Source organism: Rhizobium lusitanum (genome assembly GCF_014189535.1).
Classification (GTDB): Bacteria; Pseudomonadota; Alphaproteobacteria; order Rhizobiales; family Rhizobiaceae; genus Rhizobium; species Rhizobium lusitanum_C.
Genome location: NZ_CP050308.1, coordinates 3,404,817 through 3,422,490 on the forward strand (window position 1 = coordinate 3,404,817; position 17,674 = coordinate 3,422,490).

Sequence of the window (17,674 nt, forward strand, 5' to 3'; positions counted from 1 at the left end):
TGCCGGCGCCCGGCGTCCCACGACTGCGCCGCGCGTCCAATCGGACGCGCTAAGGTCGCAGTAACATTTTGAATTGGCGCATGGGGATGCCCGAGGCGAGCGCTGAGGCATAACGCGCCTTCTGATAATGGCCGTTCAACGACAGCCGGGGAAGGAGGGTGGTGGCAGCATTTGCGGCCGCGATCGTTCCGGGCCGGGTCGTGACGCCGATGGCAAAACCGAGTTCCGCCGCTAGCCGGGCTTCACGCGATGAGGCCGCATCGGCCGTGCCGTAGGGATAGGCGATCGCTGCCGGCCGCCGGCCGGTGATCCCGGCAATATAATCCGCCGACAGCGCCATTTCCGCCGCGGCTTCCGCCTCCGGCAGCCGGGCAAGTGCCCGATGGCTGACCGTATGGGCGCCGAGCGAGGCGAGGGGATGGGCGACTAGCTGCTTCAGTTCCGTCCGGTCCATGATCGAGGCGCACACGAGATCGAGCGGCTCCAGGTCGTTCTTGCGTGCAAGCTCATCGACCCGGCCGACGGCCTCCCTCTCGTCGCGGCCATGAACATAGGTCGCGAACCGCGCGAATACGGCCTGTCGCTGGCCGGCCCTGTCAAGATCGAAGCTTTCCGTCCCCGCCCCGAAATCGAACGTCAGGTGGTCCAGCCGGTCAAGCAGGTCGGCCAGCGTTTCCCACCATATGCTATGTGTCCGCTCTGACAGGCCCTGGGCGACGAAGACCGTAAAGGGGGCATTGTGGCGAGCAAAGACCGGCAGCGCATGGTCGAGATTGTCCCGACTGCCGTCATCCAGGGTGAAGGCCGCGAAGGGCTGCCTGTCGCCTTTGCTTGCCATCCGCTCCGGCAGCGCATCAAGCGCGATGAAATCGTAGCCATCCCGTTTCAGCCGGGTCAGCGCGCGGTCGAGGAATTCTGGCGAAATTTCCAGATGGGCATTCGGCGCGAAGCGGCGGGGCTGCGGCGGACGGACATGGTGCAGGGTAAAGATGGCACCGAGGCCGGCAGCATCGCGCATCAGCCCGAGGTTCTTCAGAATTATGGCAGTTTCCAGCCCGCCGGAGATTGCGGCGCGCTTGAGACAGTCTCTGATGCCTTGCTGCATGGGGATTGACCCGGTTGACGAAGACCCATGCTGTACTGGAGCGCCGTTAATCCTTGCTGAATCTGCGCCATATTTTCAATATGTTAACCGTTATTTTACCAGCAAAGGCAAAATTGGGAATCTCTTGAGGGTGTTGCCTCAATATCGCACCGAATATCAGGCTTCTGTCGCAAAAGCGCACAACAGGTTGACGCGGTGTATTGGCATTTGTTTCGTTTGGGGACGAATATGAAAAAATATCTGATGGCCCTCTCTGCGGCCGTCGTGCTGTTGGCAGCGCCCGTGGTGAGCTTTGCGGGCAGTGCCTATTTCATCATGGACGCGAAGACCGGCGCGGTGCTGGCTTCGAGCAATGCCGATGATCTCAATCATCCGGCGTCGCTGACCAAGATGATGACGCTCTACATGACGTTCGAGGCGCTTCATCGCGGCAAGTTCAGCTGGAACAGCAAGATACCGGTATCGCGCAACGCCGCCGGCAAGAGCCCGACCAAGCTCGGCCTGAAGGCAGGCAGCACCGTAACCGTGCGTGAAGCCGTCGACGGCATGATCATCAAGTCTGCCAACGATGCCGCCACAGCCATGGGCGAAGCGCTCGGTGGCAGCGAAAGCGGCTTTGCCCGCATGATGACGCAGAAAGCGCGCGAACTCGGCATGCGCCGCACCGTGTTCACCAATCCGTCGGGCCTGCCGAGCATGGCGCAGATAACCACTGCGCGCGATATGTCGACGCTCGCCGTAGCGCTGATCAACAACTATCCCCAGGAATACCGGCTGTTCTCGCAGACAGGCTTCAACTATCGCGGCAACAGCATTCGCGGTCATAATAACCTGATGTATCGCTACGAGGGCATGGACGGCATCAAGACCGGCTATACCAATGCTTCCGGCTTCAACCTTGTCAGCGCCGTGCGCCAGGGCAATCGCCGCGTCATCGGCGTCGTCATGGGTGGCGCAACCGCCCGCGGCCGCGACGCGTTGATGGCTTCGCTTCTTGATCGCTACGTGCCAAAGGCCAACCCCGTGGCGACCTCACGCCTGGTTGCAAGCATCGGTGGCGGCAAGGTCAAGCAGGTCGAGGTGGCTTCGGCATCGGATGACGTCGCCGTTGACATCGATACGCAGACGACAGCGACAACGCGTAAGCGCGCCGAGTTCAACCCAGCTCAGGCACCGACCCCGCTCGCCTTCGCGGCTGTCCCGAACGTGACCGTGCCGATGGACCGCCCGGTGGCGATGGATGAAATCATGAATGCCGGCAAGCCGGCGACCGGCCGCTGGCAGGTGCAGATCGCCGCAACCCCGACAGCGCAGGCAGCCAAGGATCTGCTCTCCGCAGCCCAGTCGAAGGCCGGCAATGCACTCGCCAATGCCTCGCCCTATACGGAAGCCGTCGGCAAGGGCAGCAGCACCGTCTACCGCGCCCGCTTCGTCGGCTTCGATAGCCGCGACGACGCGAACTCTGCCTGTGCCGCGCTGAAGCGGAACGATTTCAACTGCCTGCTTCTGCCGCACAAGGGCTGATCGAAAGTCAAAATCTGGATCTATCGAGACGGCGGGGCGCAAGCTCCGCCGTCTCGACATTTACGGCAGAATCGCTCATTGATGCCCTGAACATAAAGGGAACAATATCGATGCTCGCCAGTCTGATCCAGCAATTCGAGAAAGCTTCTGTTACCTACGCCACTGCCAATGGTGTGGAACGCGACGACGATTGGTTCGTGCTCAAGCTGCAGGAAGAGATGGGGGAATTGACCCAGATCTGGAACAAGACGACAGGTCGTGGCAGGCGCAAGGGCATGACGGACGAGGAACTGGCGACCGCGCTGGCAGACGAGACGGCCGACGTGCTCGGCCATATCCTGCTCTTCGCCCACCGCAACGGCCTGGACCTCGCCGCCGCTGTGGAACGGAAATGGCGTTTCCGGCCGGAGGTGGGATGAAGCAGGAAATAGGCCTTACGTCTTCGTCCCGCCGACCGTGACCTGATCCATCCTCAGATGCGGCTGGCCGACGCCGACGGGGACCCATTGGCCCGCCTTGCCGCAATTGCCGATGCCGGTGTCGAGTTTCATGTCGTTGCCGATCATCGAGACGCGCTTCATGGCATCGGGGCCGTTGCCGATCAGCATGGCGCCCTTGATCGGTGCGCCGATCTTGCCGTTTTCGATCAGATAGGCCTCGGTGCAGCCGAAGACGAACTTGCCGGAGGTGATATCCACCTGGCCGCCGCCGAAGGAAACGGCGTAGACGCCCTTTTTCACCGAGGCGATGATTTCTTCCGGCGTCTTGTCGCCGCCAAGCATGTAGGTATTGGTCATGCGTGGCATCGGCGTATGGGCATAGCCCTGACGACGGCCGTTGCCGGTGGCCTTCATGCCCATCAGGCGGGCATTCTGCCGGTCCTGCATGTAGCCGACCAGCTTGCCGTTCTCGATCAGGACATTATAGGCCGAAGGCGTGCCTTCGTCGTCGACCGTGATCGAACCGCGGCGGTTTTCGATCGTGCCGTCGTCGACGACGGTGACACCGGGCGATGCAACCATCTGGCCCAAAAGTCCGGCAAAGGCCGAAGTCTTCTTGCGGTTGAAATCGCCTTCCAGCCCGTGGCCGACGGCTTCATGCAGCATCACGCCTGGCCAACCGGAGCCGAGAACGACATCCATCGTGCCGGCCGGCGCATCGATCGCTTCGAGATTGACGAGTGCCTGGCGGAGAGCCTCGTCGGCGCCGCGCTGCCAGTTCTCTTGGGTGGCGAAATCGCCGAAGCCGAGGCGGCCGCCGGTGCCGAAGGAACCGGATTCCTGCTTGTCGCCGTCGCCGACCATGACGGAGATGTTGATGCGGGTCATCGGCCTGATGTCACGGACGCGATGGCCGTCGGCGCGAAGAATATCGACGACTTGCCAGCTCGCGGCGACGGAGGCCGTCACCTGGCGAACCTTGCCGTCCTTGTCGCGCAGATAGCTGTCGATCTGCTGCAGGAGCTTCGCCTTGTCCTCGAAGCTCGGCGCTCCGATCGGATTCTCGTCGCTGTAGAGCACTTTGTTGGTGCGCTGGGGTGCGGCTGCATAGGAGCCGGCATAGCCAGAGGTGACCGCGCGTACAGCATCGGCGGCGCGCTTCAGCGCCGCTTCCGAAAGGTCGCCCGCATGGGCGTAACCGACCGCCTCGCCAGCGACGGCGCGCAGGCCAAAGCCCTGTTCGGTGTTGAAGCTGCCGCCCTTCATCCGTCCGTTGTCGAAGGTCAGCGATTCCGCCTGGACATGCTCGACGAAAAGCTCGCCATCGTCGGCGCCGGCAAGCGCCTCGGCAACAATGGCGCGCAGCTTGGTTTCGTCGGCATCGAAGAGGGTAAGGAGATCGGTATTCATGGGTCAGGTGCTCCGTTCAGAGCCGATGTAGGCGTCGCATGGCGAGAGAGCAAGCCCTGCCGGGTTACGGAAGCGCGTCGTAGCCGTCAGCGAAGCCCTTGAGATCGACTGGAATGCCAATGCCTTCCTCGGGCGACTGGAAGACGATGAAGGTGGCGGTCGCCCCACTGCGCAGCGTCTTCAAGAGCTCGTCCTCAAGCACCACTTCGGCATAGCAGCCGTCCGTGAAGCAGCGCACGAAATAGGCGCGGCCGATATCCTTGCCGTCGATGTTGAGGCCGAGGCCGTTCGGCAGCAATACGCCGAGAGGAGCGAGCACGCGCAGGATCTTCGATTTGCGGTCGGCGGTCTTCAACACGACGACCGAGAGGCCGACTTCCGGCCGGTCTTCGGCGATGACATTCTGCATCAGCGCACATTGCTCGGTGGCGGCGCCCGCCGGCTTGTCGCAGACCACGGACCAAGCGCCATGGCTCGAGCGCACCGTGCCCGGCGGTTGTGGAACCTGGGTGGTGGGGACCTGCTGGGTATGTGTCGGTTGCTGCTGAGCCTGCTGCGGTTGCAACTGTTGGGCCTGCGGCGCCGGCTGTGCCTGCTGCGCTGAAACGGGCACGGCAACCGCGACAGCGATGCTGGCGGTGGCAAACCAAAGCCGCGCGAGGGAACGAAAACCCATGGAAACCTCTAGATTCGAATCAGTGCCGCTATTGTTGAAGCCCAGCCTGGCAAATGAAAAGCCCCGCCTGCTGAATTCCAACCGAGTGCGGCGGAAATACGACCTCTATCCTATTTTGTCCCGGCAACGCGATGGACCATCATGCAATTTTTCGTATGATGATGAAATGCTTGGCATGTTTAGTGAGCCCGGGGGAGTATAGTTCGCGCAAAAATGCCGCACGGACAAATGTTGTGAGTTGTTGCGGTGTGCCCCAAACTGTGGTTTGAAGCGCAGAGGACTGTAGGGATACTGCGTTTGAGGTTGATCTGGGATCAAACGCTGGAGGGAGAGACATCGTGATTAAGAGGGCTTATGCAGCTCTGGCGGCTATCGCCTGTCTGCTTTTTGCGACCGGCAGCTATGCCGATCAGCCAAAACCATGGGAAACCGGTCTGCAGGAGGCGGCAACCGGCAACATGCATGAAATACGCTGGTTCGAAGCATACACGCTTTGGTTTATCATTCCGGTTACTTTGCTGGTACTCGTCCTTCTGATCGTCGTCATGGTCAAGTTTCGGGCCTCCAAGAATCCGGTGCCCTCCAAGACGAGCCACAACACGGTGATCGAGGTTATGTGGACGGTGGGGCCGGTTCTCGTTCTTCTGTTCCTAGCCGTACCGTCCTTCGAACTTCTGACAAAGCAGCTCACCTTTCCGCAGAATCCCGACGTGACCGTCAAGGCGACGGCGACGCAGTGGCAGTGGAACTACGAATATGAAAACAGCGGAAATAACCCGCTGGCTTTCGATTCCTTCATGCTGAAGGAGCCCGATCGCGGGGCAGCCGGCAAGGAAGACAAGTCGAAATATCCGCGGCTTCTCGCCGTCGACAACGAGCTGGTGCTGCCCGTCGACAAGGTCGTGCGCGTTCTCGTCACCGCGGCACCCACGGATGTCATCCATTCTTTCGGCATGCCGTCCTTCGGCCTCAAGATCGACGCCGTTCCGGGCCGTCTGAACGAGACCTGGTTCAAGGCCGACCGTGAAGGTCTGTACTACGGCCAGTGTTCCGAGCTCTGCGGCAAGGACCATGCGTTCATGCCGATCGCCATCCGCATCGTCTCCCAGGATCAATACCAGCAGTGGCTGACCAGTGCTGCCGGTGATCTGAGCAAGGCGAACAAGGCCCTGATGGCCGCCGTCGATCAGCCGGCTACCGTCAATGTCGCTGAAAACGTCGCGAAGTAAGAGGGATTAGGGACAATGGCTGGATCCACGGCACACGACGATCACTCGCACGATCATCACGACGCCCATGCGCATGACGATCACCACGCTCACAAGCCCAGTTTCGCAAACCGCTGGCTTTTCTCGACGAACCACAAGGACATCGGCACCCTCTATCTGATCTTCGCGATCTTCGCGGGTCTCATCGGCTTCCTGCTGTCGATTGCCATCCGCATGGAGCTGCAGGAACCCGGCATCCAGATCTTCAGCGGCCTGGCTTCCATGGTTTATGGCTATGCTGGCGATGCTTCCATCGATGGCGGCAAGCAGATGTACAACGTCTTCGTCACCGCTCACGCGCTGATCATGATCTTCTTCATGGTCATGCCGGCGATGATCGGCGGCTTTGCCAACTGGATGGTGCCGATCATGATCGGCGCGCCGGACATGGCGTTTCCGCGCCTGAACAACATCTCCTTCTGGCTGATCGTTCCGGCTTTCCTGCTTCTGATCCTGTCGATGTTCGTCGAAGGTCCGGCCGGTGCCTATGGCGCGGGCGGCGGCTGGACGATGTATCCGCCTCTATCCGGTGTGGTCGGTCATCCCGGACCTGCGGTCGACCTGGTGATCTTCGCGCTGCATATCGCCGGCGCATCCTCGATCCTTGGCGCGATCAACTTCATCACCACGATCCTCAATATGCGCGCTCCGGGCATGACGCTGCACAAGATGCCGCTTTTTGCCTGGTCGGTGCTGATCACCGCCTTCCTGCTGCTCTTGTCGCTGCCGGTTCTGGCAGGCGCCATCACCATGGTGCTGACCGACCGCAACTTCGGCACGACCTTCTTTGCCCCTGAAGGCGGCGGCGATCCGATCCTCTACCAGCACCTGTTCTGGTTCTTCGGTCACCCGGAAGTCTACATCCTGATCCTGCCCGGCTTCGGTATGGTCAGCCACATCATCTCGACCTTCTCGCGCAAGCCGATCTTCGGTTACCTCGGCATGGCCTATGCCATGGTTGCGATCGGTGCTGTCGGCTTCGTCGTCTGGGCTCACCACATGTATACGGTCGGCCTGTCGCTCGACACGCAGCGCTACTTCGTCTTCGCAACGATGGTCATCGCTGTTCCCACAGGCGTGAAGATCTTCTCGTGGATCGCGACGATGTGGGGTGGCTCGATCGAGTTCCGCACGCCGATGATCTGGGCGATCGGCTTCATCTTCCTGTTTACGGTCGGTGGCGTCACCGGCGTACAGCTCGCCAATGCCGGCCTCGACCGGGTATGGCACGACACCTACTATGTCGTGGCGCACTTCCATTACGTGCTGTCGCTCGGCGCCGTCTTCGCCATCTTCGCCGCCTGGTACTACTGGTTCCCGAAGATGACCGGCTACATGTACAACGAGAAGATCGGCAACCTGCATTTCTGGGTCACCTTCATCGGCGTCAACATGGTGTTCTTCCCGCAGCACTTCCTTGGTCGTGCCGGCATGCCGCGCCGCTACATCGACTATCCGGATGCGTTCGCCGGCTGGAACTTCGTTTCCTCCATGGGCTCCTATGTCGCAGCCGTGGGTGTGGTTATCTTCCTCTATGGCGTTTATGACGCCTTCGCCAAGAAGCGTGTTGCCGGCGACAATCCTTGGGGCGAGGGCGCTACGACGCTCGAATGGCAGCTGTCATCGCCGCCGCCGTTCCATCAGTGGGAAGAGTTGCCGCGTATCAAGTAGCCTATTCCCGGACGCCGTGATAAGCGGCGTCCGGCTCAACTGACATTGGAAATGAAAGAATGACGGTCATCGACAATCACGAAGCGCTTGCGAAGGAAGGCGATAACGGCCTCTCGGAAGCGGGTGCGCGCGATTATTTCGAGCTCCTGAAACCGCGCGTCATGTCGTTGGTCGTCTTCACCGCCTTTGCCGGCCTGGTTTTGGCGCCGGGGCATATCAATCCGGTTCTCGGTCTGATCGCCATTCTCTGCATCGCCGTCGGCGCCGGCGCATCCGGCGCGCTGAACATGTGGTACGACGCCGATATTGACGCGATCATGACCCGCACGGCGAAACGCCCGATCCCGGCTGGCCGCGTGGCACCTTCCGAAGCACTGGCTTTCGGCCTGATATTGTCGGGCTTCTCGGTGACGATCCTCGGTCTTGCCGTCAACTGGCTTTCGGCCGGCATCCTCGCCTTCACCATTTTCTTCTATGCCGTCGTTTATACGATGTGGCTGAAGCGCTCGACGCCGCAGAACATCGTTATCGGCGGTGCCGCCGGCGCTTTCCCGCCCGTCATCGGCTGGGCCTGCGTGACCGGCAATGTGACGATCGAAAGCGTCGTGCTCTTCCTGATCATCTTCCTCTGGACGCCGGCGCATTTCTGGGCGCTGGCGCTGTTCAAGATGGGGGACTACGAGTCCGTCGGCGTGCCGATGCTGCCGAACGTAGCGGGCATCCCCACCACCAAAAATCAGATCGTCGCCTATGCCGTGCTGACCGCCATTATCGGCGTGGTCCCGTCCTTCATGGGCTTTGCAAGCCTCGGCTACGGTGTCGTCGCCACCATTCTCGGTGTGATTTTCGTCCACTGTTCCATCTCTGTCTGGCGCATGCCGGATGACGATGTAAAGATGGCGCCGGCGAAGAAACTCTTTGCCTTTTCGATCTTCTATCTCTTCGCAATTTTTTCGGCGCTCTTGATCGACAGGCTCGTTGCCGCGCTGATGTCGGGTGGCGTGGGGGGCTGGCTATGATCGAACTTGTCAAGCTTACGGACGCGCAAAAGAAATCGCGGCGAGGGCGCAATATCGCGCTCGGCCTGGTGCTTGCCGGCCTGGTGATCCTGTTCTACGCGATCACCATCATCAAGGTCGGCACTGGACACGTTTGAGGAGGCGTGATGGAGGAGGGGACAACCAACAAGGTGAGGACGACAGGCCGCAACAATGGCCTGGTGGTTGCCATGTGCCTGAGTTTCGTCGTCGGTATGAGCGCCATGAGCGCCGCCGCCGTGCCGCTCTATCGCATCTTCTGCGAGGTCACGGGCTTCAACGGCACGACGCAGCGCGTCGACCAGGCATCCAGCGTTATTCTCGACAGGCCGATCAAGGTTACCTTCGACGCCAATGTTGCTCCGGGCGTGCCCTGGGACTTCAAGCCGATGCAGAAGGAAGTCAACCCGAAGATCGGCGAGACGATCGAGATCAAGTTCGTGGCCGAAAACAAGTCCGACCAGCCGACGCGCGGACAGGCAATTTTCAACGTCTCGCCGGTGGAAGCGGGCGCCTATTTCAACAAGGTGCAATGTTTCTGCTTCAACGAGACCGATCTCGCGCCGGGGGAAAAGCGTGAGATGCCGGTGGTCTTCTACGTCGATCCGGAGATTACCAAAGCGGAAGAGACGAAGACGATCACGGCGCTGACATTGTCCTACACCTTCTACCCACGCGATGGCGCAAAGCCAGTCGCGTCGAACGAGGGCGCGGCGACGAAGGCGGCGGAAAAGAAACTTTGATGGAGAGTGCTTTTCGGCTCAGCCGGGAGCAATATGGGAAAAAGTCATTCGGGGATTGCTGACATGGCAGAGGCGCATCAGAAGAAACACGACTACCACATCATCGACCCGAGCCCGTGGCCGCTGCTGGCAGCCATCGGGGCCTTCATCATCACCTTCGGTGGCGTCGGCTTCATGCGTTATCTCAACGGCGGCTCGCTGCACCTGTTCGGCCTCGATTGGGCGCACCCATGGCTGTTCTTCATCGGCCTGGCGCTGATCCTCTACGTCATGTACGGCTGGTGGTCGGACACGGTGAAGGAAGCGCATGAGGGCGCGCATACCCGCGTCGTCTCGCTGCATCTGCGCTACGGCATGATCATGTTCATCGCTTCGGAAGTGATGTTCTTCGTTGCCTGGTTCTGGGCCTATTTCGACGTCAGCCTCTTCCCGAACGAGGCGATCCAGGCATCGCGAACGGCCTTCCTCGGCGGGCAATTCCCGCCAAAGGGCGTTGAGGTCCTCGATCCCTGGCACCTGCCGATCTACAACACCATCATCCTGCTGCTGTCGGGCACGACGGTCACCTGGGCGCACCATGCGCTGCTGCATAATGACCGCAAAAGCATGATCCAGGGCCTGACGCTCACGGTTCTGCTCGGCGCGTTCTTTTCCTGCGTGCAGGCCTATGAATATGCCCATGCGCCCTTCGAGTTCAAAAACTCGATCTATGGCGCGACCTTCTTCATGGCGACCGGTTTCCACGGTTTCCACGTATTGATCGGCACGATCTTCCTGCTGGTCTGCCTGATCCGCGCGATCAAGGGTGACTTCACGCCGAAACAGCATTTCGGCTTCGAGGCGGCCGCCTGGTACTGGCACTTCGTCGACGTCGTCTGGCTGTTCCTGTTCTTCTGCATCTATATCTGGGGCAGTTGGGGCGCACCAATCGCGCACGGCTAAGCGGCGGACGCGGAATTTTGATGAAGAGGCGGGCCGAAATGCCCGCCTTTTTCTTTTGGAGCAGGTAGCCTCAGCCGCTCGCCGCAAGCCGCTCGAATGCTGTCGGTCGTGGAATGCCCCGATCCATCAGCCGCCCGATCTCCTCGGCGCAGGCCTCAGCGCTTGTGATCGAGGTATCGACCTCCAGATCGTAGATGCCGGGCCGATGCACCTCTGCCTGCCAGGCAAGAACCGGCGCCGGGATCGGCTCGTCGGCGGAGACACCGACATAGGTGCCGCGCCGCTCCGAGCCTTCCACTAGCCGCCGCTGCATGATGGTTTCGATCGGGCAGCGCACGCCGACGAAGACAACGGGCAGGCCGGTCAATCGCCGGGCACAGTCCTGCAAGATGCCGAGCGGGCGAGAATGGGCATCGTGATGGCCGAACTCGGCGACGACATTGAGCCCGAGACGGCTATGGGCTGCAATGGAGGCGTAGAGCGCGGCATAAAGGCGCGGGACAAGCGGCTCGAGATCAGGCCTCTCGCCGCCTGGCCGCAGGCCGATCCCCGGCCCGTAACGTTTTGGCGTGACGTGCCTGACATAGGCGTCGACGCCGAGATTCATCCAGGGGCCGTCGAAACCGGCCTGAATGGCCTCGACAATGCTGGATTTTCCGGATCGCGGCGCGCCGTTCAGAATGATGATCCGGCCGGCGTCGCGGTCTTGATGGATGTCCATGGGCCTCCTCCGTGGCGTCTCTATTGTAGCAGGCTCGCAGTGCTCACCAAGCTTTTGGATTGGACGGACGGCGGCATCGTGGTTACTGATGATGGCATGGACGAAAACCGGACATTCGTCCGGAAGACATACCGATTCGAGACCAAACCTTGACCTCAGAGCAAGACAAAACCCCAGACGACGGGGCAAACAGCGACAGTGCCCTGTTTCCGCCGGTCGATCCTTTCAAGGTCGGCCTTCAGGGATGTTGCCCGCGTTGCGGAAATGGCAAGCTCTTCGATGGGCTTCTGGGGCTGAAGCCACGCTGTGCGGCCTGCGATCTCGATTATGCCTTTGCCGATGCCGGCGATGGGCCGGCGGTCTTCGTCATTCTCATTGTCGGTTTCATCGTCATCGGCGCGGTCCTGTGGCTGCAAGTCAATTACGGGCCGCCGATATGGGTGTATGTCGTGCTGTTTGGGCCGCTGACCATCATCCTGTCGCTTCTGTCGCTGCGCTGGTGCAAGGGCATCCTGATCGCCCTGCAATATCGCAACAAAGCCAGTGAAGGGCGTCTTCACCGTGACTGAGGCTGTTATCCCCGCACGCCGCGCCAACCCGTTCTGGCAGGTCGGCAAGGTGCTGATCCTGCTCGTGGCGCTTGCCATCCTGCTGGCGCTCGGCACATGGCAGGTCGAGCGGCTGCACTGGAAGGAAGGCTTGCTCGCCGACATCGCCACGCGTCAGTCCGCGCCGCCCGTGCCGCTATCGGCAATCGAGGCCATGGCCGCGTCCGGCGGCGATATCGAATATCGTGGCGTCACGGCGACCGGCCGCTATATCAACAACAAGGAACGGCATTTCTTCGCGACCTATGACGGAGAACCCGGTTTCCATATCTACACGCCGCTGCAGCTGGCCGACGGGCGCTATCTCTTCGTCAACAGAGGCTTCGTGCCCTATGACGCCAAGGAGCCGGAAATGCGCATGCAGGGGCAGCTGACGGACCAGCAGACCGTCACCGGCCTTGCCCGCGCCAAGCTCGCCAGCCAGCCCTCCGGCATGCCGGACAATGATCTCGCCAAGGATATTTTCTACTGGAAAGACCTAGACGCCATGGCGTCGAGCGACGGGCTGCCGAAGGACAAGGTGCTGCCCTTTTTCGTCGATGCCGACAAGACGCCCAATCCGGGGAGCATGCCGATCGGCGGCGTCACAATCGTCGATCTGCCCAACAATCATTTGCAATATATCGTGACCTGGTATGGTCTGGCGGCGGTGCTCGTCGCCATTGTCGCGATCTCCTGGTGGCGCAAACATCATCCAGACGCACCGTCGCAATAGATTTGCGCAATAGAATAGCTTCATTTCGATGGGATATTGGGCTAGAGCATGATCCCAAAAGTGCGCAGCGGTTTTTGGATAAGATCATGCGGACGAGTGGGACAAGCGGCAAGGCGAACCTATCTATAGCTTTGCCATCGTCCCGGATTTCGGAAGAGATATGAACATAGCAGTTTCCAAACCTGACCTGACCATCCGGCTCTGCGGCCCGCGCGGCTTTTGCGCCGGCGTCGATCGCGCCATCCAGATCGTCGTGCTGGCGCTGAAATCCTATGGCGCGCCGGTCTATGTCCGCCACGAGATCGTGCACAATCGCTACGTGGTCGAAGGGCTGGAAGCCAAGGGCGCCATCTTCGTCGAGGAGCTGGACGAAATCCCGGCGGAACATCGCGCCCAGCCGGTGGTTTTTTCCGCCCATGGCGTGCCGAAGGCCGTGCCGGCGGATGCGGACGCGCGCAATCTCTTCTATCTCGACGCCACTTGCCCGCTGGTCTCCAAGGTGCACAAGCAGGCCATGCGCCACAATCGCCTCGGCCGCCACGTCGTCCTCATCGGCCATGCCGGCCACCCGGAAGTGATCGGCACCATGGGCCAGCTTCCCGAAGGCACGGTGTCGCTGATCGAGACCGTCGAGGATGTCGATGTCTATGAGCCCACTGATCCGGATAATCTCGGTTACGTCACCCAGACGACGCTCTCGGTCGACGACACCGCCGGCGTCATTGCGCGGCTGCAGGAGCGTTTCCCGAACTTGACGGCGCCATCGGCCGATTCGATCTGCTACGCCACCACCAACCGCCAGGAAGTTGTGAAGCAGGCGGCTCCCGGCTGCGATCTCTTCATCGTCGTCGGCGCGCCGAACTCGTCCAACTCGAAACGTCTGGTCGAAGTGGCGCTGAGGGCAGGGGCGACGAAGTCCGTGCTCGTGCAGCGCGCCGCCGAGATCGATTGGGACGATATCGGCGATATCAAAACCGTTGGTCTCTCCGCCGGTGCATCTGCGCCAGAGGTTATCGTCAATGAGATCATCGAAGCCTTCCGCGCCCGCTATAATGCGGTGGTGGAGCTGGCCGAGACGGTCAAGGAGACAGAGAATTTCCTCGTCAATCGCGAGCTGCGCAACATCGAGCTGACGACGGCGGACATGGCTTTCGTCAACGGCGAGTGAAGAGTGGCCACCTCGTCCTTCGAGGCCCTGCCGCTTGCGCTGACGCTGCATCGGCAAGGCACCTCAGGATGAGGTGGAGAGAGTTTCGCCACCAGGCACCAAAGATCAGTCCTCATGGTGAGGAGGCCCGCAGGGCCGTCTCGAACCACGAGGGTGGGTGGCTACTGGTGGCCGGCATGTATCTAACAGGGAATAATTCGTGGCCGTTTATACCGATATTACCGAAGACGATCTGAAGTGGTTCCTGACGGAATATGATGTCGGCACATTGCTCTCCTACAAGGGCATCGCCGAGGGCGTCGAAAACTCCAATTTCCTGCTGCACACCTCGCGCGATCCGCTGATCCTGACGCTCTATGAAAAGCGCGTGGAAAAGAACGACCTGCCGTTCTTCCTCGGCCTGATGCAGCACTTGGCGAGCCGTGGGCTTTCCTGCCCGCTGCCGCTGCCGCGCAGGGATGGCGAGCTGCTCGGCCATCTTTCCGGCCGCCCGGCGGCGCTGATCTCCTTCCTCGAGGGCATGTGGCTGAGGAAGCCCGAGGCGAAACATTGCCGCGAGGTCGGCAGGGCGCTGGCCGCCATGCATGTCGCGGGCGAAGGTTTTGCTATCAAGCGGCCGAACGCGCTGTCGCTTCAGGGCTGGCAGGGGCTTTGGGAAAAGTCCGAGGCCCGCGCCGACGAGGTCGAGCCCGGCCTCCAGGACGAAATCCGCGGCGAACTCGAATTTCTGGGCCACCACTGGCCGAAGGACCTGCCGGATGGCGTCATCCATGCCGATCTCTTCCCGGACAATGTCTTCTTCCTCGGCGACGAGCTTTCCGGCCTGATCGACTTCTATTTCGCCTGCAACGATCAGCTCGCCTACGACGTCTCGATCTGCCTCAACGCCTGGTGCTTCGAGAAGGACGGCGCCTACAACATCACCAAGGGCATGGCGCTGCTGGAGGGCTATCAGAGTGTGCGGCCGCTGAGCGAGGCCGAAATCGCCGCCCTGCCGACGCTTGCGCGCGGCTCGGCGCTGCGCTTCTTCCTGACCCGCCTCTACGACTGGCTGACGACGCCGGCCGGCGCCATGGTCACCAAGAAGGACCCGCTCGAATATCTGCGCAAGCTGCGCTTCCACCGCCAGATCGCCTCCAGCGCCGAATACGGGCTGAAGGCATGAAACAGGTCGATATCTTCACCGACGGCGCTTGCTCCGGCAATCCCGGCCCGGGCGGCTGGGGCGCGGTGCTGCGCTATGGCGATGCGGAAAAAGAACTGTTCGGCGGCGAGGCCGAGACGACCAACAACCGCATGGAGCTGATGGCGGCGATTTCGTCGCTGAACGCGCTGAAGAGCCCCTGCGAAGTCAACCTCTATACCGATTCCAAATATGTGATGGACGGCATCTCCAAGTGGATTTTCGGCTGGAAGAAAAACGGCTGGAAAACCGCCGACAAGAAGCCGGTGAAAAATGCCGAACTTTGGCAAGCGCTCGAAGAAGCCCGCAACAGGCATCAGGTGACGCTGCACTGGGTCAAGGGCCATGCCGGGCACCCGGAGAACGAGCGTGCCGATGAGCTGGCGCGCAAGGGGATGGAGCCGTTTAAGCGGAAGTAGGGGTTGGTGGGTGGGGAGCTGGACTACCGCAATGGCTTTGTCCGAAAACGTATATCCCACGGGCAACAACCTGACCCGCCGGCCTTATGTCCTTCCGTCATAGTAAAAATTGACCCGGAAAGATTTACGCATTGCCGGGAGAGGGGTTGATGACGCTAAACCAGAGCCTGCTTACAGGGGAACGGCTGACGATTTGTCTTCAACTTCTTCGTAAAAATTTGCCGTTCGCGCAGCTTACGAGCGTTACGGAGCAGTTCCAGCCACCAAGCGAGCAGCATAATCAGCCATAACGTGATCAATTGCGGTCAGTAGGGGCTCAAAGCCTTTAAAATCGATCTTGTCTTGGTTGGGGCGTACAACGTTTTTGGCGAATGTGTGTTTTGAATAGAATTTCGAACCATCTGGCTCCTTGTTTGTCAAATCCAGCTTTTTTCCGTCATAAATCGTATTGAGTAAGGCCGGCTCGAAGAGCCCTTCAATTGCGGTAACAGGGTTCCCAGTTGGCGGGATCGGGACCGCATATAAGTTCGCGTAGACGTAATAAAACGGGTCCGTGCCGCTTACCTTTGTTTTGGTGATTGAGCCCAATGTGGAAAAGAAAGCCTTTGCCCCATCGTCATTATCTACAAGAATGATGACTGGTTGTGTTCCGCCAAACTTAAAGCCACTGATCCTCTTTCTATATTCGCCCAGCAGATTTTTCAGTTCCCCGGTGCCCCCAGATAGGCCCATTAACTCACGACTGGAATTGCTGTACTTGAAAAACTGGAGTTTGTGCTCTTTTTTCTTGTCCACGACAGTAATCAAATTCGGGTACTTTGCCGCAAGCTGGTTGAGAGCAGCCTTCAGATAAATCGTATCGGTTACCCCCTCCCCAATGATGACCGGCATGGAGCTTCCGAAGAAAGAGATGTAGTTGAGGTATTGCTGATATAATTTGAAGGGTGCGGTCGTTTTGAGAGGAGGACCATTTTCAAGTTTGTTCTGTGTTGAACGCACGTGATGGATGTAACTCAGCCGTCCCCGCAATACTGCGTCGGAAATCGGTTTCGGTGTCCCATCTTTGACAATAAAAGCAAATCCGTCTTTAAACAGATTATGGCACATTGCGCGTGTTGTGTGATAAAATTCAGTTGGAACAGCTACCTTCTTATTTACAATTAATCCGGTCGCTTCCTGCCTTGACGACTTGTATTGGACGCGCGTCTTTGCATTGTTCAACTTAAACCCGCTTTTAAAGACGTTTTTAAGGAGTGCATCGCCCGCAAGCCATTCGTGAGAGTTATCTTCGTTTTGGTACGCTATTGCTTTTGGAAACGAGCGCTTGTTAGTCGAAAAACTAAGATCGTCAACATAGCGTGTATAAGTACACCTATGGCGCGCCGCCATTCGCGAAAGTCTCATGTCGAGAATATGCCCGATAAAGTCCGAAATAATTGGCGAGCACGGACTGCCTTGCGGTAGACTATTACCTTGGCAAGCAATTTGAGCAATGACAGTTGCCACTTTAGGATCTAACGCGAATTCCTGATTTCTGACAAAGAAGCCGTATACCCGTCCAAAGTTTATCGACGGGAAAAAATCCTTCAAATCCGAGTTGAAAACGTATGTCTTATTTCTGTGATTACGAGCGTTCGTGATTATCGATAGTTTTCTCTTGAAGCCGTGAGAGACAACACAATTATCATTCACTTTTCTCTGTATTTTTATCTCATCTTGTATGTCTTGTAGCAAATCGGCCAACGACCTCTGAATTCTCTTCAGGCGGGCAACAGGCGCGTGTATAGTTCGTTTTCCACCAGACTTTTTGGTGATTTCGAAGCTTTTATATTTTAAATTACTCGGAATTTTGTAGAGAATAAAAGATAGAACTCTCGGCTGCTCACCGAGTATGCTGGCGAGATCAGATAGCGACTTTGCTTTCTTTAATGCCTCAAGTTTGGACATTTAGTTGATCTTTAAAAGGCTTGCGGACACTCTTATGCGAGCGGAGATATTATACAAATCCCATCATCTGGAAGTATCGTCGGGCAAACTGCCTGAC

The 17,674-nt window shown here is 59.2% G+C and carries 18 protein-coding genes; 13 read left to right on the forward strand and 5 right to left on the reverse strand.

Going from position 1 to position 17,674, the window contains the following annotated elements:
• Positions 1 to 49 precede the first annotated feature (49 nt).
• A complete protein-coding gene (locus HB780_RS30145) occupies positions 50 to 1,105 on the reverse strand; it encodes a polysaccharide deacetylase family protein (RefSeq protein ID WP_183691776.1) in 1,056 nt (351 codons plus the stop codon).
• Positions 1,106 to 1,333: 228 nt separating this feature from the next.
• On the opposite strand from HB780_RS30145, the gene HB780_RS30150 reads away from it, so the two are divergent.
• Entirely contained in the window at positions 1,334 to 2,629 is a 1,296-nt protein-coding gene (locus HB780_RS30150; RefSeq protein ID WP_183691778.1) for a D-alanyl-D-alanine carboxypeptidase, read from the forward strand.
• Positions 2,630 to 2,739: 110 nt separating this feature from the next.
• The gene (locus HB780_RS30155; protein ID WP_183691780.1) at positions 2,740 to 3,048 is read left to right on the forward strand and encodes a nucleoside triphosphate pyrophosphohydrolase family protein; all 309 of its coding nucleotides are present in this window, start codon (positions 2,740 to 2,742) and stop codon (positions 3,046 to 3,048) included.
• Positions 3,049 to 3,063: 15 nt separating this feature from the next.
• On the opposite strand, the gene tldD is transcribed toward HB780_RS30155, so the two are convergent.
• Together tldD and HB780_RS30165 are read right to left on the reverse strand one after the other, a co-directional pair.
• Positions 3,064 to 4,479, reverse strand: a complete 1,416-nt coding sequence (gene tldD / locus HB780_RS30160) for a metalloprotease TldD (RefSeq protein WP_183691782.1) — start codon at positions 4,477 to 4,479, stop codon at positions 3,064 to 3,066.
• 64 nt (positions 4,480 to 4,543) lie between these two features.
• Entirely contained in the window at positions 4,544 to 5,155 is a 612-nt protein-coding gene (locus tag HB780_RS30165; protein ID WP_183691784.1) for an invasion associated locus B family protein, read from the reverse strand.
• A gap of 338 nt (positions 5,156 to 5,493) precedes the next feature.
• On the opposite strand from HB780_RS30165, the gene coxB reads away from it, so the two are divergent.
• From coxB to HB780_RS30195, 6 genes are all read left to right on the forward strand, one after another.
• Positions 5,494 to 6,384, forward strand: a complete 891-nt coding sequence (gene coxB / locus HB780_RS30170; RefSeq protein WP_183691786.1) for a cytochrome c oxidase subunit II — start codon at positions 5,494 to 5,496, stop codon at positions 6,382 to 6,384.
• Positions 6,385 to 6,399: 15 nt separating this feature from the next.
• Complete coding sequence (gene ctaD, locus HB780_RS30175) at positions 6,400 to 8,094, forward strand: cytochrome c oxidase subunit I (RefSeq protein ID WP_183691788.1); 1,695 nt, start codon at positions 6,400 to 6,402, stop codon at positions 8,092 to 8,094.
• A gap of 59 nt (positions 8,095 to 8,153) precedes the next feature.
• Positions 8,154 to 9,113, forward strand: a complete 960-nt coding sequence (locus HB780_RS30180) for a heme o synthase (RefSeq protein WP_183691790.1) — start codon at positions 8,154 to 8,156, stop codon at positions 9,111 to 9,113.
• Positions 9,110 to 9,250 (forward strand): hypothetical protein, encoded by a 141-nt coding sequence (locus HB780_RS30185; RefSeq protein WP_047463470.1) that lies wholly within the window; start codon positions 9,110 to 9,112, stop codon positions 9,248 to 9,250. Before HB780_RS30180 ends, HB780_RS30185 begins: the two co-directional genes overlap by 4 nt.
• Positions 9,251 to 9,259: 9 nt before the next feature.
• Positions 9,260 to 9,874 (forward strand): cytochrome c oxidase assembly protein, encoded by a 615-nt coding sequence (locus tag HB780_RS30190; RefSeq protein ID WP_183691792.1) that lies wholly within the window; start codon positions 9,260 to 9,262, stop codon positions 9,872 to 9,874.
• Positions 9,875 to 9,937: 63 nt separating this feature from the next.
• Complete coding sequence (locus HB780_RS30195; RefSeq protein ID WP_007693929.1) at positions 9,938 to 10,816, forward strand: cytochrome c oxidase subunit 3; 879 nt, start codon at positions 9,938 to 9,940, stop codon at positions 10,814 to 10,816.
• Positions 10,817 to 10,886: 70 nt separating this feature from the next.
• Here the strand turns inward: HB780_RS30195 and HB780_RS30200 are convergent, their stop codons facing one another.
• Positions 10,887 to 11,531: a chloramphenicol phosphotransferase CPT family protein gene (locus HB780_RS30200; protein ID WP_435693934.1), complete on the reverse strand. Its 645-nt coding sequence runs from the start codon at positions 11,529 to 11,531 to the stop codon at positions 10,887 to 10,889.
• Positions 11,532 to 11,686: 155 nt separating this feature from the next.
• Between HB780_RS30200 and HB780_RS30205 the strand changes: the two genes are divergently transcribed.
• The 5 genes from HB780_RS30205 (at position 11,687) to rnhA (ending at position 15,630) form a co-directional block, all read left to right on the forward strand.
• A complete protein-coding gene (locus tag HB780_RS30205; RefSeq protein ID WP_183691796.1) occupies positions 11,687 to 12,106 on the forward strand; it encodes a DUF983 domain-containing protein in 420 nt (139 codons plus the stop codon).
• Positions 12,099 to 12,860: an SURF1 family protein gene (locus HB780_RS30210; protein WP_183691798.1), complete on the forward strand. Its 762-nt coding sequence runs from the start codon at positions 12,099 to 12,101 to the stop codon at positions 12,858 to 12,860. Before HB780_RS30205 ends, HB780_RS30210 begins: the two co-directional genes overlap by 8 nt.
• 160 nt (positions 12,861 to 13,020) lie before the next feature.
• Entirely contained in the window at positions 13,021 to 14,028 is a 1,008-nt protein-coding gene (gene ispH, locus HB780_RS30215) for a 4-hydroxy-3-methylbut-2-enyl diphosphate reductase (RefSeq protein WP_183691800.1), read from the forward strand.
• A 199-nt stretch (positions 14,029 to 14,227) separates the two neighbouring features.
• Positions 14,228 to 15,193: a homoserine kinase gene (locus HB780_RS30220; RefSeq protein WP_183691802.1), complete on the forward strand. Its 966-nt coding sequence runs from the start codon at positions 14,228 to 14,230 to the stop codon at positions 15,191 to 15,193.
• Positions 15,190 to 15,630, forward strand: a complete 441-nt coding sequence (gene rnhA, locus HB780_RS30225) for a ribonuclease HI (protein WP_113136997.1) — start codon at positions 15,190 to 15,192, stop codon at positions 15,628 to 15,630. Before HB780_RS30220 ends, rnhA begins: the two co-directional genes overlap by 4 nt.
• A 243-nt stretch (positions 15,631 to 15,873) precedes the next feature.
• Here rnhA and HB780_RS30230 read toward each other — a convergent pair whose 3' ends face one another.
• Positions 15,874 to 17,577 carry a retron Ec67 family RNA-directed DNA polymerase/endonuclease gene (locus HB780_RS30230; protein ID WP_183691804.1) on the reverse strand — a complete coding sequence of 568 codons (1,704 nt, stop codon included), beginning with the start codon at positions 17,575 to 17,577 and terminating at the stop codon, positions 15,874 to 15,876.
• Positions 17,578 to 17,674 lie beyond the last annotated feature (97 nt).

What these genes read in the sequence shown, in the direction of transcription:
- HB780_RS30195 (WP_007693929.1), top strand. Translation starts at nt 9,938, where the DNA reads ATGGCAGAGGCGCATCAGAAGAAACACGACTACCACATCATCGACCCG.
- HB780_RS30165 (WP_183691784.1), bottom strand. Translation starts at nt 5,155, where the DNA reads ATGGGTTTTCGTTCCCTCGCGCGGCTTTGGTTTGCCACCGCCAGCATC.
- HB780_RS30145 (WP_183691776.1), bottom strand. Translation starts at nt 1,105, where the DNA reads ATGCAGCAAGGCATCAGAGACTGTCTCAAGCGCGCCGCAATCTCCGGC.
- ispH (WP_183691800.1), top strand. Translation starts at nt 13,021, where the DNA reads ATGAACATAGCAGTTTCCAAACCTGACCTGACCATCCGGCTCTGCGGC.
- HB780_RS30190 (WP_183691792.1), top strand. Translation starts at nt 9,260, where the DNA reads ATGGAGGAGGGGACAACCAACAAGGTGAGGACGACAGGCCGCAACAAT.
- HB780_RS30185 (WP_047463470.1), top strand. Translation starts at nt 9,110, where the DNA reads ATGATCGAACTTGTCAAGCTTACGGACGCGCAAAAGAAATCGCGGCGA.
- ctaD (WP_183691788.1), top strand. Translation starts at nt 6,400, where the DNA reads ATGGCTGGATCCACGGCACACGACGATCACTCGCACGATCATCACGAC.
- HB780_RS30150 (WP_183691778.1), top strand. Translation starts at nt 1,334, where the DNA reads ATGAAAAAATATCTGATGGCCCTCTCTGCGGCCGTCGTGCTGTTGGCA.
- HB780_RS30180 (WP_183691790.1), top strand. Translation starts at nt 8,154, where the DNA reads ATGACGGTCATCGACAATCACGAAGCGCTTGCGAAGGAAGGCGATAAC.
- rnhA (WP_113136997.1), top strand. Translation starts at nt 15,190, where the DNA reads ATGAAACAGGTCGATATCTTCACCGACGGCGCTTGCTCCGGCAATCCC.
- HB780_RS30155 (WP_183691780.1), top strand. Translation starts at nt 2,740, where the DNA reads ATGCTCGCCAGTCTGATCCAGCAATTCGAGAAAGCTTCTGTTACCTAC.
- tldD (WP_183691782.1), bottom strand. Translation starts at nt 4,479, where the DNA reads ATGAATACCGATCTCCTTACCCTCTTCGATGCCGACGAAACCAAGCTG.
- HB780_RS30230 (WP_183691804.1), bottom strand. Translation starts at nt 17,577, where the DNA reads ATGTCCAAACTTGAGGCATTAAAGAAAGCAAAGTCGCTATCTGATCTC.